The 16,982-nt window shown below is 31.5% G+C and carries 21 protein-coding genes; 16 read left to right on the forward strand and 5 right to left on the reverse strand.

Translation table 11 applies throughout. The features are described from left to right. Window positions 1-98: 98 nt before the first annotated feature. On the forward strand, window positions 99-593 hold the full coding sequence (locus ABD766_RS13555; RefSeq protein WP_344817181.1) for a GNAT family N-acetyltransferase: 495 nt from the start codon (window positions 99-101) through the stop codon (window positions 591-593). Between the two features lie 166 nt (window positions 594-759). Here ABD766_RS13555 and ABD766_RS13560 read toward each other — a convergent pair whose 3' ends face one another. Next, the gene (locus ABD766_RS13560; RefSeq protein WP_344817182.1) at window positions 760-1,143 is read right to left on the reverse strand and encodes a pyrophosphohydrolase domain-containing protein; all 384 of its coding nucleotides are present in this window, start codon (window positions 1,141-1,143) and stop codon (window positions 760-762) included. A gap of 48 nt (window positions 1,144-1,191) precedes the next feature. Between ABD766_RS13560 and ABD766_RS13565 the strand changes: the two genes are divergently transcribed. The 5 genes from ABD766_RS13565 to ABD766_RS13585 all read left to right on the forward strand — a co-directional run bounded on the left by ABD766_RS13565 (window position 1,192) and on the right by ABD766_RS13585 (window position 4,187). Then, window positions 1,192-1,410 carry a hypothetical protein gene (locus ABD766_RS13565; RefSeq protein WP_425556445.1) on the forward strand — a complete coding sequence of 73 codons (219 nt, stop codon included), beginning with the start codon at window positions 1,192-1,194 and terminating at the stop codon, window positions 1,408-1,410. A 119-nt stretch (window positions 1,411-1,529) separates the two neighbouring features. Beyond that, entirely contained in the window at window positions 1,530-2,633 is a 1,104-nt protein-coding gene (locus ABD766_RS13570) for an SRPBCC family protein (RefSeq protein ID WP_344817183.1), read from the forward strand. 96 nt (window positions 2,634-2,729) lie between these two features. Next, a complete protein-coding gene (locus tag ABD766_RS13575; RefSeq protein WP_298308502.1) occupies window positions 2,730-3,272 on the forward strand; it encodes an RNA polymerase sigma factor in 543 nt (180 codons plus the stop codon). Between the two features lie 30 nt (window positions 3,273-3,302). Beyond that, on the forward strand, window positions 3,303-3,716 hold the full coding sequence (locus tag ABD766_RS13580) for a hypothetical protein (RefSeq protein WP_344817184.1): 414 nt from the start codon (window positions 3,303-3,305) through the stop codon (window positions 3,714-3,716). A 12-nt stretch (window positions 3,717-3,728) separates the two neighbouring features. Continuing rightward, the gene (locus ABD766_RS13585; RefSeq protein ID WP_344817185.1) at window positions 3,729-4,187 is read left to right on the forward strand and encodes a sensor of ECF-type sigma factor; all 459 of its coding nucleotides are present in this window, start codon (window positions 3,729-3,731) and stop codon (window positions 4,185-4,187) included. 110 nt (window positions 4,188-4,297) lie between these two features. Here the strand turns inward: ABD766_RS13585 and ABD766_RS13590 are convergent, their stop codons facing one another. Next, window positions 4,298-5,353 (reverse strand): sialidase family protein, encoded by a 1,056-nt coding sequence (locus tag ABD766_RS13590; protein ID WP_344817186.1) that lies wholly within the window; start codon window positions 5,351-5,353, stop codon window positions 4,298-4,300. A gap of 129 nt (window positions 5,354-5,482) precedes the next feature. Between ABD766_RS13590 and ABD766_RS13595 the strand changes: the two genes are divergently transcribed. Together ABD766_RS13595 and ABD766_RS13600 are read left to right on the forward strand one after the other, a co-directional pair. After that, the gene (locus tag ABD766_RS13595; RefSeq protein WP_344817187.1) at window positions 5,483-6,799 is read left to right on the forward strand and encodes a hypothetical protein; all 1,317 of its coding nucleotides are present in this window, start codon (window positions 5,483-5,485) and stop codon (window positions 6,797-6,799) included. A gap of 102 nt (window positions 6,800-6,901) precedes the next feature. Next, window positions 6,902-8,878 carry a KUP/HAK/KT family potassium transporter gene (locus tag ABD766_RS13600; protein WP_344817188.1) on the forward strand — a complete coding sequence of 659 codons (1,977 nt, stop codon included), beginning with the start codon at window positions 6,902-6,904 and terminating at the stop codon, window positions 8,876-8,878. A 23-nt stretch (window positions 8,879-8,901) separates the two neighbouring features. Here ABD766_RS13600 and ABD766_RS13605 read toward each other — a convergent pair whose 3' ends face one another. After that, window positions 8,902-10,080 (reverse strand): poly(ethylene terephthalate) hydrolase family protein, encoded by a 1,179-nt coding sequence (locus tag ABD766_RS13605; protein ID WP_344817189.1) that lies wholly within the window; start codon window positions 10,078-10,080, stop codon window positions 8,902-8,904. 109 nt (window positions 10,081-10,189) lie between these two features. Here ABD766_RS13605 and ABD766_RS13610 point away from each other — a divergent pair, with 109 nt between their 5' ends. Next, window positions 10,190-11,404, forward strand: coding sequence for an RsmB/NOP family class I SAM-dependent RNA methyltransferase (locus tag ABD766_RS13610; protein WP_344817191.1), 1,215 nt, complete (start codon window positions 10,190-10,192; stop codon window positions 11,402-11,404). A gap of 7 nt (window positions 11,405-11,411) precedes the next feature. Next, window positions 11,412-12,542: an endonuclease gene (locus ABD766_RS13615; protein ID WP_344817192.1), complete on the forward strand. Its 1,131-nt coding sequence runs from the start codon at window positions 11,412-11,414 to the stop codon at window positions 12,540-12,542. Between the two features lie 56 nt (window positions 12,543-12,598). On the opposite strand, the gene ABD766_RS13620 is transcribed toward ABD766_RS13615, so the two are convergent. Continuing rightward, window positions 12,599-13,639 (reverse strand): RluA family pseudouridine synthase, encoded by a 1,041-nt coding sequence (locus tag ABD766_RS13620; RefSeq protein WP_298308480.1) that lies wholly within the window; start codon window positions 13,637-13,639, stop codon window positions 12,599-12,601. Continuing rightward, window positions 13,629-14,252: a PASTA domain-containing protein gene (locus ABD766_RS13625; RefSeq protein WP_298308477.1), complete on the reverse strand. Its 624-nt coding sequence runs from the start codon at window positions 14,250-14,252 to the stop codon at window positions 13,629-13,631. Before ABD766_RS13625 ends, ABD766_RS13620 begins: the two co-directional genes overlap by 11 nt. Window positions 14,253-14,335: 83 nt before the next feature. On the opposite strand from ABD766_RS13625, the gene ABD766_RS13630 reads away from it, so the two are divergent. The 6 genes from ABD766_RS13630 (at window position 14,336) to ABD766_RS13655 (ending at window position 16,981) form a co-directional block, all read left to right on the forward strand. Continuing rightward, the gene (locus ABD766_RS13630; protein WP_344817194.1) at window positions 14,336-15,322 is read left to right on the forward strand and encodes a D-alanine--D-alanine ligase; all 987 of its coding nucleotides are present in this window, start codon (window positions 14,336-14,338) and stop codon (window positions 15,320-15,322) included. A 47-nt stretch (window positions 15,323-15,369) separates the two neighbouring features. Next, the gene (locus ABD766_RS13635; RefSeq protein WP_344817195.1) at window positions 15,370-15,594 is read left to right on the forward strand and encodes a DUF433 domain-containing protein; all 225 of its coding nucleotides are present in this window, start codon (window positions 15,370-15,372) and stop codon (window positions 15,592-15,594) included. Continuing rightward, entirely contained in the window at window positions 15,591-15,932 is a 342-nt protein-coding gene (locus ABD766_RS13640; protein WP_298392337.1) for a DUF5615 family PIN-like protein, read from the forward strand. The genes ABD766_RS13635 and ABD766_RS13640 overlap by 4 nt, the downstream gene beginning before the upstream one ends. A gap of 2 nt (window positions 15,933-15,934) precedes the next feature. Next, window positions 15,935-16,387 carry a pantetheine-phosphate adenylyltransferase gene (gene coaD, locus ABD766_RS13645; RefSeq protein ID WP_344817196.1) on the forward strand — a complete coding sequence of 151 codons (453 nt, stop codon included), beginning with the start codon at window positions 15,935-15,937 and terminating at the stop codon, window positions 16,385-16,387. 76 nt (window positions 16,388-16,463) lie between these two features. Then, window positions 16,464-16,700, forward strand: a complete 237-nt coding sequence (locus ABD766_RS13650; RefSeq protein WP_298308469.1) for a hypothetical protein — start codon at window positions 16,464-16,466, stop codon at window positions 16,698-16,700. Then, complete coding sequence (locus ABD766_RS13655; protein ID WP_298308465.1) at window positions 16,682-16,981, forward strand: type II toxin-antitoxin system RelE/ParE family toxin; 300 nt, start codon at window positions 16,682-16,684, stop codon at window positions 16,979-16,981. Before ABD766_RS13650 ends, ABD766_RS13655 begins: the two co-directional genes overlap by 19 nt. Window position 16,982 lies beyond the last annotated feature (1 nt).

The following is a 16,982-nucleotide window of genomic DNA, read 5'->3' on the forward strand; positions in this document are numbered from 1 at the left end:
AGTTATTTTTTGAGTTTAAATTAAACCATTAAGAAAATTAAGTTAATAATAGCGACCATATAATTTTTCAAATAACATAAAAATACTATTTTTGAATCATGGAAATCAAAATCAGACCTTACCAAATTGAAGATACGCAAGCTATTTTAGAAATTGTAAATTATAATATTCTAAATTCTACAGCATTGTATGATTACGAGCCAAGAACTTTAGAAAATCAGATTGCGATTTTTGATGACAAACTAAAAAAAGGGTTTCCAATTATTGTGGCTACCGAAAATGATATTGTAGTTGGATTTGGATATTACAGCGAATTCCGATTTCGTGAAGCTTATAAATTTACAGTAGAACATTCGGTTTATGCGCATCCCAATCATATTGGAAAGGGCATTGGTAAATTGATTTTAGAAAACTTAATTGATTTAGCGAAAGCTCAAAAACTCCATACAATGATTGGCGTAATTGATTCAGAAAACCAAAGCAGCATTGATTTTCATAAGAAATTTGGATTTGAAATTGCTGGTACCATAAAAGATTCTGGATTCAAATTTGACCGCTGGTTGCATAGTGTTTTTGTTCAGAAGATGCTTTAGTAGTTTTCAGTCGCAGTTTTCAGTCGCAGTTTGTAAACTGAAAACTGAGACTGAAAACTGAGACTTTCTTTACATTCTAATGAGATTCCTACGGAATGACAAACTGTATGGATAAACAAGATGAAAAACAGAAAATGAAACTGAAAACTAAGACTGAAAACTGAGACTATTTTAAAATCTCCTCAAAATTCGGTTTGAAATAATTCGGTCCTTTCATTACTTTTCCGTCTTCTCTGTAAATTGGCTTTCCGTCCTCACCTAGTTTACTCATATTACTTCTTTGGATTTCTTCAAATACTTCTTCTATTTTGTGTTGTAATCCGTGTTCTATGATTGTTCCACACAAAATATAAAGCATATCACCTAGAGCATCAGCAATTTCTACAATATCATCATTTTGAGCTGCTTCTAGGTACTCTTCATTTTCTTCTTTCATTAAATTAAAGCGAAGTAGGTTTTTACTTTCACCCAAACTAGCTTTCATATTTTCACTATATCCTATTTTGAAAGCAGTGTGAAACTCTTTTACTGCATTAAGTTTGTCTTGCATTTTATTTGTAATTAATTTATGAAGCCAAAATACAAATTATGATTTCAATTGCCTAAATTTGTTGAAAAATTAGAGAATATGTTTACAACTGGTCAATGGGTATTTGCAGGTTTTTTTGTTGTGGCTTTTGTAATTGCCATGATATACGCTTACGGAAAAGATAAAGCATTACACAACAAATTTTATAAAGGAAATTACAAAATACTATTGGGTTTCTTTGGATTTATCTTGCTTCTTTTTTTAATCAAAATTTTCTTAAAGCATTAAAAATTAGCGTCTAAAAGAAATATTAATTACGAATTCAATTGTAAAATAACTTCTACATTTAGAATAGTTTAATAATAAAATTAATTTCTTACATTTACGTCGCGAATTCTTAACCTCTAATGAGAATACTTAAATACATCTTTTTATTATTATTCCTAATACTCGTAGGACTAACTGTTTTTGTTTCAACTCAGCGAGCAAATTATGATGTAACTAGAAGTAAGGTAATCAAGAATCCCAAAGCAACTGTTTTTAATTACATCAACGATTATAGAAATTGGGAAACTTTTGGTTCTTGGATTCTAGAAGATGAATCCATAAAATTTACTTACCCTGAACTTACTTCTGGAAAAGGAGCTTCGTGCTCTTGGACAGGAGATAATGGTAATGGAAACTTGAAAACTTTTTTTGTAAAAGACAATGAAAGTATTTATCAAAAAATGGTTTCCAATGGAGAAAATTCAGAAATTTTTTGGAAATTTAAAGATACGATTGGTGGAACAAAAGTAACTTGGAGAACTAAAGGTACCTTAGATTTTAAATCAAAAGTATTGGCCTTTTTTCAAGGTGGAATTAATAGTGTTGTTGGAGATACTAACGAAAAAAGTTTAGAAAATTTAAACAAGACTCTTGATTACGAAATCAATACCTTTAATATAAAAGTTAACGGAATTGTCAATCGACAAGGAGGCTTTTACTTAAAACAGTTTAAAGTTTGTAAAGAAAAAGACGTAACTCGTAACATAAAAATTATGTTACCAAGAATGAGACGTTTCTTTGAAAAAAATAGTTTAGTAATGAATGGCAAACCGTTCATTATTTATCACAAATATGATAGAACAAATGATTTAGTTGGCTTTTCTGTTTGTATGCCCATAAAAGATTCTATTCATATTTCTGAAGGAAGTGACATGGAATCTGGTGAACTTAAACCTTACACAGCATTGAAAACCACTTTGACTGGAGATTATTCTCATACACAGCAAACTTGGAACAAAGCTTATCAACATATCGCTAAAAACAACTTAGTTAGAAATACATCGCAACAAATTATTGAGGTTTATTCTAAAAACATGGATGATATTAAAAGCCCTTCCAAATGGGTAACAGAGGTTTATGTTCCAGTATATCCAAAAGCTGCACCTCGACCTGTTTATAGAAAACCTGCCGATTCAACTGTTGTTGCTCCAGTTGTTGCACCTACCGAAACTACTACTCCATAAATTCTTAAAAAAGATTTTAAAAGTTTCTGATTAAACCTTTTCAATTATCTTTATTCTAATTGGTATATTAGCAGAACAAAAGATAAATTTTCTGAATTGCAAGAAGAAAAAGATTTCATACAAGAATTGTTAAATCCTAAAACGCAAAATGTCGCGTTTCAAAAACTCTTGCGCGATTATCAGAAACCATTGTATAATCATATCAGAAATATTGTTCTCAATCACGATGATACCGATGATGTTTTACAAAACACCTTTGTCAAAGTATTTCAGCATCTTAAAAACTTTAAAGGCGATAGTAAACTCTTTTCTTGGATGTATAGAATTGCAACTAATGAAGCCATAACTTTTATTAATAACAAAGCCAAACGCAACGGAACTACAAGTGAAGCTATGCAAACCAAAATTGTAGAAAATTTGCAATCCGATTCGTATTTTGATGGAAACGATATTCAAATAAAACTTCAGAAAGCCATTTTACTCTTGCCCGAAAAACAACAACTAGTTTTCAAAATGAAGTACTTCGAAGAAATTAAATATGAAAACATGTCGGAAATTTTAGGTACTTCGGTTGGAGCGTTAAAAGCTTCTTACCATCATGCCGTGAAAAAAATTGAAGAATATATGAACTCTAATTAAACCTTTTTAAACAATACTTGTCTTATAAATATGAATAATTTTAAATTAGATACAAACGAAAAAATAACCTCCGGATTCAAGATTCCAGAGGATTACTTTGAAACTTTTTCAGAGAAAGTGCTACATCAGTTACCTTCTGAAGAACCAAAAGTAATTTCGTTTTATGCAAAATACAGTAGAATATTTTACGCTGCAGCAGCAATAATTGTTTTGGCATTAAGTATTCCAATAGCGAATCAACTACAAAATAATAGCGATGAAATGGCTTCTAATGAAATTGAAAACTATTTAACGCAACATACATCTATATCTGATGATGATATTGTTAATTTATTGGATACAGAAGATATAGAAAACATTAAAATAGAGAATAAAATTGAAAATGAAGCCCTAGAGGAAGTACTTCTTAACAATTCACAAATTGAAGATTACATTACAAACTAAAACAAAACTAAAATGAAAAAATATAAATTAATTACTTTACTACTATTACTACTTTCTATTTCAACTTTTGCTCAACCTGGTAGTCGACTAAAAGAGAAAAAGGAACAAGTAAAATCCTTAAAAGTAGCTTTTATCACTAATGAACTGGATTTAACTCCAGAGGAATCGGCTAAATTTTGGCCTCTTTACAATGCTTTTGAGGACAAACAACACGAAATCAGAAAGCAAAAACTAAAAGTTTACATGGACAGAGCGGATAATTCCATTGATAAATTATCAGAAAAAGATGCTACTACTCTATTAAATCAAATGGAAAGCACTGAAGAAGAATTGCACCAATTAAAAAAGAAATTCATCACTAATTTGAAAAGTGTACTACCTGCAACAAAGATTTTAAAATTGAAAAAAGCAGAAGAAGAGTTTAGCAAAAAATTACTTCAACAATATCGTGATAAGAAAGTTAGAAGATAGTGTTGGGTGTTGGGTGTTAGGTGTTGGGTGTTGGGTGATCAAAATTAAAATATTGAAATTAAAAAGGCGATTTTTATGTAAAAATCGCTTTTTTTTATGCTGCAAACTGATTACTTAGTACTGAATACTAATTTGACGATTTTATCTTTTCCAGCAGCGATTGCTGTGGTTTCATTTATGAATCTTATGGTGTAAAATGTAGCATCTTTGCTAAATTGAGTCCAAGAATTTCCACTATCGTGAGAATAAAACAAACCATTTGCACCAACAGCTACCAATTCTTTACCATTACTATTAGGAACAAACTGTACACATGAAGCATAACCAAATCCGGTGTTCTCTCCGACTAATTTCCATGTTTTTCCACCATCAGTTGTTAGTGCTTTATTTTGAAAATTTTGATTAGGTTTTTCATAGTTTCCACCTGCTACAAATCCGATTTTGTCGTTGTAGAAATCGGCAGTGAATATTCCAGTCATTGCTTCACCTTGAACTATTGGAGTTTCATAGACTTTCCAAGTTATTCCTTTATTAGGAGAATAAAAAACTCTTGTCTTTTTTCCACCAGAAACCAACCAAGTATTGTTTCCTTTTATAATGATATTGGTATTGCTTGCTGCAAAAGCCGCTTCACCTTCGTCCATTTTAGGTAAGTTCTCACAAGCAATTTTATTCCAAGTAGTTCCTCCGTCACGAGTAACAATTACACAAAAACAATTTTCAATTGGATCACCGATAGCAATTCCTTCTTTTTCGTTCCAAAACTGCATACTATCATAAAATACTTTTTCGTGTTTTTCTTCATAGACTAAAGTTTTCTTATTCAAATCTTTAGAAAATTTATACAACAAAGCTGGATTTCCAACATTTAAAACAAAAATAGCATCCGAAGTTTGAGCAATACTTCTAAATTCTAACTTGAGCGAATCTTTATTGATTTTGCGTTCCATTTTATTGGCGTCTATCAAACTAACATATCCTACTCTATTTTTGTCGGCTGCATACCAAACTTTATTAGAAGAAACTGTGATAGGTCGAATACTGATTTTATCTTTCAAAATAGTATCAATTTTCACACTTTTAAAAAATGTTTCATCAGAAACTTGAGTTGGTTTGCAGGAAATAAAAGAAACCAGAACTAGCAGTAAAATTGCGATTCTATTCATATTTATAGTTTTATTACAGTGCTAAAATACAACTTAATTTTGTGTTAATGATTTGTGAATAATTATTCTTGGCACAGAAATTGGATTATTGGATTCAAATACTATTATGAACCATTAATACATTATATTATGAAGACTAAAATAATACTTTCGTCATTAATGACTTTGCTTTTTGCAACTTCATTTGCTCAAGACAGAACTACTGTAAACGCAACAAGTTCTGAAATCAGTGATAATCTAGACCTTAGAGCCATTGCTTCTATATTTGGAGATTCAAGAGATTTAGAAGATTTTGAGAATCGATTAAATGATCCCAAAACACAAATCTCTAATTTGGATTTAAATAACGACAATCAAGTTGATTATTTGCGTGTAATTGAATCTGTAGAAGGAAGAACCCATTTAATTGTAGTACAATCTGTTTTAGGTCGTGATCAATTTCAAGATGTTTGTACCGTAGAAGTTGAAAAAGACACTAACAATCGTGTTCAAGTTCAAGTAGTTGGTGATGTTTACATGTATGGAAGTAATTACATTTATGAGCCAGTTTATGTTCATGTGCCAGTAATATATAATCACTTTTGGATATCTAATTACCGTCCTTATTGTTCAAGTTGGTATTGGGGTTATTATCCAAGTTATTACACATTTTGGAATCCATATCCTATATTCAGATACCGTCACAACATTGGTTTATGGATAAACTTTAGTCACCACTACAATTATGTAAATTATAGAAGATGTCATGTTGCTTACAACAATTACTATGGAAGAAGAGCTAATTTTTACGAAAGACAATATCCAAATCGTTCATTTAGCCACAGAAACTCTGGATTTACAAATAGATATGAGTTAGACCGAACTAGAACTACTAGAGATGTTGCTTTCAACAACACAAGAAATAATGGAAATACAAGGGACAATTCAAATCTTGGTGGTGTGAGAAATAGTAACAACACTGTAAGGAACAATTCTTCAGAAACTATTAGAACAGCTCCTGTTAGAGAAAATTCAAACTTAGGTGGTGTTAGAAATAGTAATAATACAGTAAGAAACAACTCTTCTAAAACTATTAGAACCGCTCCTGTAAGAGAAAACTCAAACTTAGGTGGTGTTAGAAGTAATGACAACACAGTAAGAAACAATTCTTCTGAAACTATTAGAACTGCTCCTGTGAGAGAAAATTCAAACTATGGTGGTGTGAGAAGTAGCAATAATACAGTAAGAAACAACTCTTCTGAAACTATTAGAACTACAGCTCCTGTTAGAGAAAACTCAAACTATGGTGGACTTAGAAACACTAGCGAACCAGTAAGAAGTGCATCAACATCAAGAGGTAATTCTTATGAACCGTCAAGAAGTTCAGGTTCAAACGAAAGAAGCTCAGGTAGTTCTTCAAGAGGTGGAGATTCTGGAGGAAGAGGTGGAAATTCTGGAAGAAGATAACTTATTTAAATATAAACTAGAAAGCATCGAAAATATTCGGTGCTTTTTTTATTACCATTTATTAAAATGAGTAACTTTGCAATCTTTTATTTAAAATAAATTATGGGCTCACACGGTCATTCAAATATTCACAGCAAACTTTCTACTGCTGGTTTATTAGTAACATTGGGAATTATTTTTGGTGATATTGGAACATCTCCTCTTTATGTAATGAAAGCTATTCTAGGACAGTATGCCATCACAAGTGACATAGTTTTAGGTGGAATTTCTTGTATCTTTTGGACACTTACATTACAAACAACATTAAAATATGTAATCATCACACTAAGTGCTGATAATCATGGTGAAGGTGGAATTTTTGCACTTTTTGCGTTGGTCAAAAAAACTAAAATTAAGTGGTTAATCGTTCCGGCTATCATTGGAGGAAGTACACTTTTGGCAGATGGAATCATTACGCCACCAATCTCAGTATCTTCTGCTGTTGAAGGTTTAAAAATCTTCAAACCGGAGTTAAATACAATTCCAATCGTAATTGTAATTTTGATAATTTTATTTATCATCCAACAATATGGAACTAAACTAGTTGGAAAGTTTTTTGCTCCAATGATGTTAGTTTGGTTTACCATGCTTGGAATTTTAGGAAGTATTCAAGTAGTTCAAAATTTTTCGGTTTTAAAAGCAATTAACCCTTACTACGCTTATCATTTATTATCTGCTCATCCTGAAGGTTTTTTCGTTCTTGGTGCAGTATTTTTATGTACCACAGGAGCTGAAGCATTATACTCTGATATGGGGCATTGCGGAAGAAAAAATATTAGAGTAAGTTGGATTTTTGTAAAAATAATGTTGCTTTTAAACTATTTTGGTCAAGGTGCTTATTTAATATCTCACGAAGGAAAAACATTGCAAGAACTTGGTGGAAAAAATGGGAATCCATTCTATTTAATTATGGAAACTTGGTTCCAACCGATTGGTGTTGTAATAGCAACATTAGCTGCAGTTATTGCTTCACAAGCCTTAATTAGTGGTTCGTTTACATTAATAAATGAAGCCATGCGTTTGAACTTTTGGCCAAAAGCTAAAATCAAATATCCTACAGAAGAAAAAGGACAATTGTATATTCCATCTATCAACTGGTTACTATTAGTTGGCTGTATCGGAATTGTATTATACTTCAAAGAGTCAAGTAATATGGAACATGCTTATGGTTTAGCTATTGTTCTAACCATGATTATGACTACAATTTTGCTTAATTTTTATTTGATAATGAAAAGAGTGAAAATGTATTATATCGTTCCATTAATTACGCTTTACTTAGTAATTGAATTCTCTTTCCTTTATGCTAATGTTACTAAATTTTTGCATGGTGGTTTTGTAACGCTTATCATTGCTATAATCCTTATTTCAATAATGTCAACATGGTATTTAGCAAAACAAATTAGTAAAACCTACACCAAAATTGTCAAAATCGACACTTACAAAAAAGTATTGGCTGAGTTAAGTGTTGACTTATCAATTCCTAAATATGCTACCCATTTAGTTTACATGACTAACTCAATGAGAAGTGATGAAATTGAAGAGAAAGTAATGTATTCTATCTTGCAAAAAAGACCTAAAAGAGCTGATATTTATTGGTTTGTTCATGTAAATATTTTAAGCGAACCTTATAAAAAAGAATATAAAGTAATTGAACTTGTAAAAGATGATATTTACAGAATTGATTTTTACCTTGGCTTTAGAGAAGCAACGAAAATTAATTTGATGTTCAAACAAGTATTAAAAGATATGGTACAACGTGGTGAAGTTGACATCACAAGTCGTTATGAATCATTGAATAAAAACAATATTATTGGTGACTTCAAATTTGTACTTTCAGAAAAATTCTTATCTAACGATAGTGATTTAACCTTCTTTGAAAATACAGTTATGAGTGCTTATTTCTTCCTTAAAAAATTCAGTTTATCTGAAGAAAAAGGTTTCGGATTGGATAGTAGTTCTGTAAAAGTAGAACAATTCCCATTAGTGCTTCATGCTCCTGAAAAAATAGAAATGAGAAGAATTGAATGTCGAGAAAACTAAACGTATAAGAACTGAGGGCAAATTTATTTTTTAATGAATTTGCCCTTTTCTTTTTTATTAGAAAAATCATTTATTTCATAATAGTAAACTCCTGATGAAAATTTAGAAACATCTATTTTCAATTTTTCTGTGAACTTACTAGTAAAAACTATTTTCGAATTTACATCAAATAACTTTACTTCATACTCCTTTAATTCAAATCCTTTAATCTCAAGAAAATCATTTGCAGGATTAGGAAAAACAATGATTTCATTGCTTTCAAATTTAAAGTTCTCATCAAGTTCTAAGGGACTACATTGAATACAATTTTTTAAATAGGTTATACTAGCATCTGATGTAATTTGAGTATCAAATAAAGTACCTTGAGTACAATTTCCTTTCAATTGGTAATCTAACCAAGGTAATAGATAACTAAATATTTTAGCATGTTGAACCGCACGAGTTATCGTTGCGCTAGGAGTACAAGTTGCTTCACCAAAATTACAAAAAGCATTACTCTGAGCCATTTGACAATGATTTCCTCCAGTTATGCTAATATAGGTTTTACACAAACTAGTTACTGCATTGTACATAGGTAACTGATTGGTACTTGGTGGTGTAACACAATCATTAGCTCCAGCAAACACAAGCGTTGGAATAGTAACAGAAGTTGCTGCACCGATAGCAGATGGATTGGTTTCGGCTGGCGCGAAATTCACCAAAGTTTTAATATTTGAATTTAATGGAACCGCCAAAAAAGAAGCGCCTCCACCCATACTATGACCCATAACGGCATTAAACGAACTTACTCTATTGAAAAACAAAGAGGTCGATTGACTTCCAAGTAAATTCATTTGATTGACTACAAATGCTAAATCTCTTGCAAATTCCAAATGCGATGGTGAAAGCGAACCTTCTGTTTTAGGAAATGCCATTATATAACCATTTGGTACAAGTGTAGACCAAAAATTTTGATACGCATCCCAGGTCATTACAAAACCATGTCCAAAAACCAAACTCGGAAACTGCAAAGTATTTTGAGTAGTCATTGCAACATTATCGCCATTAGAATCTGCTGGATAATATATTTCCGTTGGAATGTTTCTATTATTTCTGCTAGCATCTACAAAAGTTATTGTAGTATGCCCTATTTGATATACTTGACCAAAAAGTGAAGAACTAATAAAAAGTAACAAAATAAAACAATAGTAATGCTTTTTCATAATTATAATTAATTTGTTCTTTTCAAATGTAGAAAAAAATCAAGAATTTAAAGCCATAAAATTGACAAACAATAAAAAAGCAATACCTTTGCAGACTGATTAAAAAATAATGAGATTACATAGAAATTTAGTTTACACAACGATTGATGCACTGAATGCCATTTTCAATGAAGGTGAATATGCCGATAAAGTTGTAGCACGTTCTTTAAAAAAAGACAAACGTTGGGGAAGCTCCGACAGAAAATTTGTTGCCGAAACCATCTACGAAGTAGTTCGTTGGAAGAGATTATATTCTGAAATTGCTGATGTTAAAGAACCTTACAATCGTGAAGATTTGTGGAGAATGTTCGCAGTTTGGGCTGTTTTACGTGGTTACCCAATTCCAGATTGGAGACAATTGGAAGGAACTCCTGAACGAAAAATAAAAGGAAAATTTGATGAATTATCAAAAATCCGAAAAATGCGTGAATCTATTCCAGATTGGATGGATGAAATTGGTGTACAAGAACTTGGAGAAGAACTTTGGACTAAAGAAATAGCGGCTCAAAACCAACAAGCAAAAGTTATTCTTAGAGTAAATACTCTAAAAACTACAAAAGAAAAACTTCGTGCACTTTTGATGGATTTGAATATCGAAACTGAATTCTTAAAAGATCAACCAGACGCTTTAGTTCTTACAGAAAGAGCTAATGTTTTTCTAACAGATGCTTTCAAAGAAGGAATGTTTGAAGTTCAAGATGCTTCTTCTCAATTAGTAGCTCGTTTTCTTGATGTTCAACCAGGCATGAGAGTTGTTGATACTTGTGCAGGCGCAGGTGGAAAAACGTTGCACATGGCTTCTTTAATGGAAAACAAAGGACAATTGATTGCAATGGACTTGTACGAAAGTAAATTAAAGCAATTAAAATTAAGAGCAAAAAGAAACGGAGCTTTCAACATAGAATACAGAATTATTGATACTACAAAAGTTATCAAAAAACTTCACGAAAAAGCTGATAGAGTTCTTATTGACGCACCATGTAGTGGTTTAGGAGTTTTAAAAAGAAACCCCGATGCTAAGTGGAAATTACAACCTGAGTTCATTGATAACATCAGAAAAGTACAAGCCGAAGTTTTAGAAAATTATTCTAAAATTGTAAAGCCAGGTGGAAAATTGGTTTATGCAACTTGTTCCGTTTTACCTTCTGAAAACCAAGAACAAATTAAGAAATTCTTAAGTACTGAAATCGGAAAAAGCTTTACCTTTGTAAAAGATTCTAAGATACTTGCCTCACAATCAGGTTTTGACGGATTTTATATGGCATTATTAGAAAGAAAACAATAAATTGAAAATGAAAAAATACTTTTACCTACTATTATTTGTAAACGCAATCGTTTTTGCACAAATTCCAACAGGATATTACAATTCAGCAACTGGAACTGGTTACGCGCTTAAAACGCAATTGAAAACAAGAATCACTACAGGTCACGCTGATCAAGGTTATCCTGCTATTTGGGGTCTGTACACGCAATCTGCTTTTAGAGATAACTACTATGAAAATAATGGAAGTCTTTTGGACATGTATTCAGAAAAACCAACTGGTGTAGATTCTTATGAATTTACTAATACATCACAACAATGTGGCTCCTACACTAACGAAGGAGATTGCTACAATAGAGAACACCTTGTACCACAATCTTACTTCGACAACTTTGAAGTAGATCCAATGAAAAATGACCCATTTCACGTAGTTCCATCAGATGGAAAAGTAAATGGCGATAGAGGTAACTTACCTTTTGGTGTTGTTGCTTCTGGAACTTATCTTTCTACTAATGGTTCTAAAAGAGGTACCAATTTAATTAATGGTTTTTCAAACTACTCAGGAACTGTGTTTGAACCAATTGACGAATTCAAAGGTGATATCGCAAGAGCTTACTTCTATTTTGCTACACGTTATGAAGACTTCATGGATGACTTCTACAATGCTGCTAATGCAAGTACTTGTCAAGCAAAAAATATGTTTGATGGTTCAACAAATAAAGTTTTTAGCGATAGTTTTATTCTGTTATTAATTAAATGGCATAAACAAGATCCTGTTTCTCCTAAAGAAATAGCTCAAAATAATGCCATCTATAATTATCAAGGTAACAGAAATCCTTTTATTGATAATCCAGCATATGTTTGTTCTATTTGGAGTGCTCAATGTGCAACAGTTGATGCGCTTTCAAGAGATTCATTTGAATTATTATCAAACATAACTGTTTACCCAAATCCTTCAAACGAACAAAAAATTAATATAACAAGTGCTGTTTCAATTGAAACTATCGAACTTATAAATATTAACGGACAAATTATAAATGAAGTGAAAAATCCAATATTTGAAAGCAATACTTTCACCATGGAAAATTTACCTCAAGGATTTTATTTCCTAAAATTAACTTCAGGAAATCAATCTGTTACTAAGAAAGTTATTATCAATTAATATGTTTCAATCCCATAAAAAAAAGACCTTTAGAAATTAACTAAAGGTCTTTTTTTTTATTCCTCTTCCTCAGAGGCATTTGATTTGGAATAGTTTCTCCATTTTTCAATACAATCAGCCATATCTTTCGGTATTTCTGTATCAAATCGCATCATTTCACCAGTCTTTGGATGAATGAAACCAAGTGTTTTAGCATGAAGTGCTTGTCTTGGTAATGTTTTAAAACAATTGTCTATAAACTGTTTGTATTTAGTAAAAGTGGTTCCTTTCAAAATAAGATTTCCACCATAACGCTCATCATTAAATAAAGTATGACCAATGTGCTTCATGTGCACACGAATCTGATGTGTACGACCAGTTTCTAATTTACATGAAACTAAAGTAACATAACCAAATCGCTCTAAAACCTTATAATGAGTAACCGCATGCTTTCCTATTTCTGGATCGGCAAAAACAGCCATTTGCATTCTATCTCTAACATGACGAGCTATATTTCCAACTATTGTACCTTCATCTTCTTTCACATTTCCCCAAACTAAGGCAATATATTCTCTTTCTGAAGTTTTATCTTCAAATTGCTTTGCCAAATGCGTCATAGCAGCTTCAGTCTTGGCAACAACCAAAAGTCCTGAAGTGTCTTTGTCAATTCGATGCACCAATCCTGGGCGTTCTGAACTGTTTAAAGGTAAATTTTCGAAATGAAAAGCTAATGCATTTACCAAAGTTCCTGTGTAATTTCCGTGACCTGGATGTACAACAAAATTTGGCGGTTTATTAATCACTAATAAAGCATCGTCTTCATAAACTATATCTAAAGGAATATCTTCAGGATCTACCCTATTTTCAAATGGCGGATGCGCTAATAAAATTCTAATTACATCAAATGGTTTTACTTTATAATTAGACTTTACCGGAACATCATTTACATAAATATCGCCATTGGAAGCCGCATTTTGAATCTTGTTTCTGGTTGCATTCGGAACCATTAACATCAAGTATTTGTCAATTCTTAGAAATGCTTGACCTTTTGGAACGTCAAATCTGTAATGCTCAAAAAGTTCTTCTTCAGGTTCTTGTAAGTCACTATTATTGTTCATTCGGAATGGTATCTATTGGAGTTTCAGTTTCAATAATTGAATCTATCTCTGTTTCATCAAAAACTACTTTTCCGTCTCCAAGAACCAAATCAATTTTGGTAGCTTTATATACTTTCTTTCCTGATTCAATTTTCACGCCATTAATCCACATTTCACGAACCATATCTTTACCAATGTACGGTATGTATCTAATAGTTCCTACTTGTAATCCAAGTGCTTTCAATGTTGGAACAGCTTGTCTGTAAGTCTTTTCAATTAAATCTGGAACAGCAACCATTTTGAAAGTTGAGGCATTTAATTTTATATAAATGGTTCTTCCTCCTTTTACTTTAGAACCAGCTGTAGGTTCTTGTTGCACCACTGTAAGTTTAGGAAATTGTGGTTGATAATCAACCGTATCAATAATTTGGTAATCCAAATCTAATTCGTCTAATTTTTCTTCTACTTGTTCTGGATTTAATTTTGCCAAATTGGGAACTGTAATTTCCTCACCATGATTGGTAATAAAAGTAATCCAATGAAAAAACAAATAAGCCAAAACTGCTATTATTGCTAATGCTGCCAGACCTTGAGCAAAAAACACACGACTAGTAAGATATTTACGTAAACTCATAAATAAAATTTATTTATCGCAAAGATATAATTTTTAGTTTCAACAATTGTGCTAAATTTGTATTGTATTTAAAATAAAATCAAATGAACGTAGCCGTTGTTATGGGTGGATATTCGGATGAATCTGTAATATCTTTAAGAAGTGGTCAATTAATCTTAAACAATTTAGACAAATCAAAATACCAAGTATTTGAAGTTCACATCCTTTTGAACGATTGGTATTGCCTAATTGACGGAACAAAATACCCAATAAACAAAGCTGATTTTTCATTTACAAAAGACAACCAAACCATCAAATTTGATGTAATATCCAATACCATTCACGGAACTCCAGGCGAAGACGGACACATGCAAGCCTACTGGGAATTACTAGAAATTCCGTACACAGGTTGCGGCTTTTACCAATCGAGTTTGACTTTTAACAAACGTGATACGCTTTCGGTTTTATCAAAATTTAATATCCCAAAAGCCAATTCTATTTACTTATCAAAAGGTGATGCTATTGATGGAAACGAAGTGGCGAAAGAATTAGGTTTGCCATTCTTTGTAAAACCCAATCAATCCGGAAGTTCACTTGGTGTTTCTAAAGTAAATTCGCTAGAAGATTTCGATAAAGCTTTAGAATTTGCTTTCGCAGAAGACAACGATATTTTGATTGAATCCTACTTAAAAGGACGAGAAGTTTCTGTTGGTGTTATCAAATATAAAGGTGAAACAAAGGTTATGGGAATCACCGAAATTTTATCTGAAAATGATTTCTTCGATTATGAAGCCAAATATTTAGGCAAATCAGAAGAAGTTACGCCAGCCAATTTATCAGAAGAAATTAAAAATAGTGTGGAAGAAACGGCTAAAAAAGTGTATGAAGCACTTGGAATGTCTGGTTTTTCAAGAACTGATTTTATTATTATGAATGACGTTCCGCATTTTATCGAAATCAATACCAATCCGGGTTTATCGCCACAAAGTATTTTTCCACAGCAAGCAGCTTACTCGAATATGCCTATGAGCGATTTGCTAGATAACGAAATTAGTTTAGCTTTACAGAGAAAACTAATTTGGAAGAAATAAAGTTTTAACTTTACAAAAACTAACTAAATTAGCATAAAAAATAGCTTATGATAAATTATCAAGAACATATAGAAATAAATCCCGAAACTCGTTTTGGGAAACCAATCCTTAAAGGAACAAGAATTTCGGTTTATGATGTTCTAAATTGGTTAGCAAATGGAATGACCATCAACGAAATTATTACTGATTTTCCTGAATTATCAGAAGAAAAAATAAAATCTTGTTTAGCTTATGCAGCTGATAAAGAACATAAAATTAGAGTTGCATCGTGAGCTTATTGTTTGACCAAAATATATCCTTTAGGATAGTTCAAAAAGTTCAAACTTTATTTCCAAATTCTAAACAAGTTAGAGAATTGGGATTAGAAGGAATGTCTGACGATAAAATATGGAAATTTGCCAAACAAAATAATTTTACAATTGTAACTTTTGATAGTGATTTTTTCGAAATTTCAAATTTAAAAGGTCATCCTCCAAAAATAATTTGGCTAAGAACAGGCAACACAACTACAAATAATATAATTGAAATCCTGCAACATAAAAGAGAAACCATAATCGATTTTTTAACAAATCCATTATATTCAGAAATAAGTTGTCTTGAAATAAACTAACCATGAAAAAAGCCATATTTCCCGGTTCATTTGATCCTATTACAAATGGTCATTACGACATTATTAAAAGAGGCATTTCGCTGTTTGATGAAGTCATTGTAGCCATTGGAATCAATGCCGAAAAAAAATACATGTTTTCCCTTGAAGACCGAAAACGCTTTATCGAGGAAGCTTTTAAAAACGAACCCAAAGTAAAAGTAATCACTTACGAAGGTTTGACGATTGATTTATGCCGAAAAGAAAAAGCCGAATTCATCTTACGAGGCTTGCGAAATCCTGCCGATTTTGAATTTGAAAAAGCCATTGCCCACACCAACAGACGCTTGTCTAAAATTGAAACCGTGTTCCTATTAACCGCATCCAAAACCTCTTACATTTCCTCAAGTATTGTGCGCGATGTATTGCGAAATGGTGGCGATTATACAGTTTTAGTACCAGATTCTGTGAGAATTTAGTTGATAGAAATAATTTGAAACAAAAACTTCTAAATTAAAAATAAATCTTTAATTTTGATATATTAAATGAATTGCTATGGACACGGCTGCACAAATAAAAAAGAATTTAATTACAAGAATTAAGGATTCAAAAGATTTGAATTTTCTTAATGCGCTTCAAACGATTTTTGATTCTTCTGAGCAATCACTATTTCAATTATCATCCGAACAGCAATCTGCTATTGAAAAAGGAAGAAGTGAAATTAAAAACAATCAATTCTTTAAAAATGAAGAAGTAATTTCAGAAATGAAGCAATGGCTAAAAAAGAAATAGTTTGGTCAAAACTTGCTAAACTTCAGTTAAAAAATGTACTTGAGTTTTATGTTCAGAGAAATGGAAACTCAAATTATAGCTTAAAACTCCTAAATGAAGTTGAAGATTTATTAGAAACTCTTTCTAATGCTGAACTAATTGGAAGACTAACTTCCAATAAATTCACTAGAGTAATTCCAATGAAAGTTTATCTTATTTTTTATGAGATTAATGGAAATAGAATTGAAATAATTTCTTTTTGGGATAATCGACAAAATGAAGGTAATAGAAAAGTAAAGTAGT

Origin of the sequence: Flavobacterium cheonanense (assembly GCF_039539185.1) — a bacterium.
Taxonomy (GTDB): domain Bacteria; phylum Bacteroidota; class Bacteroidia; order Flavobacteriales; family Flavobacteriaceae; genus Flavobacterium; species Flavobacterium cheonanense.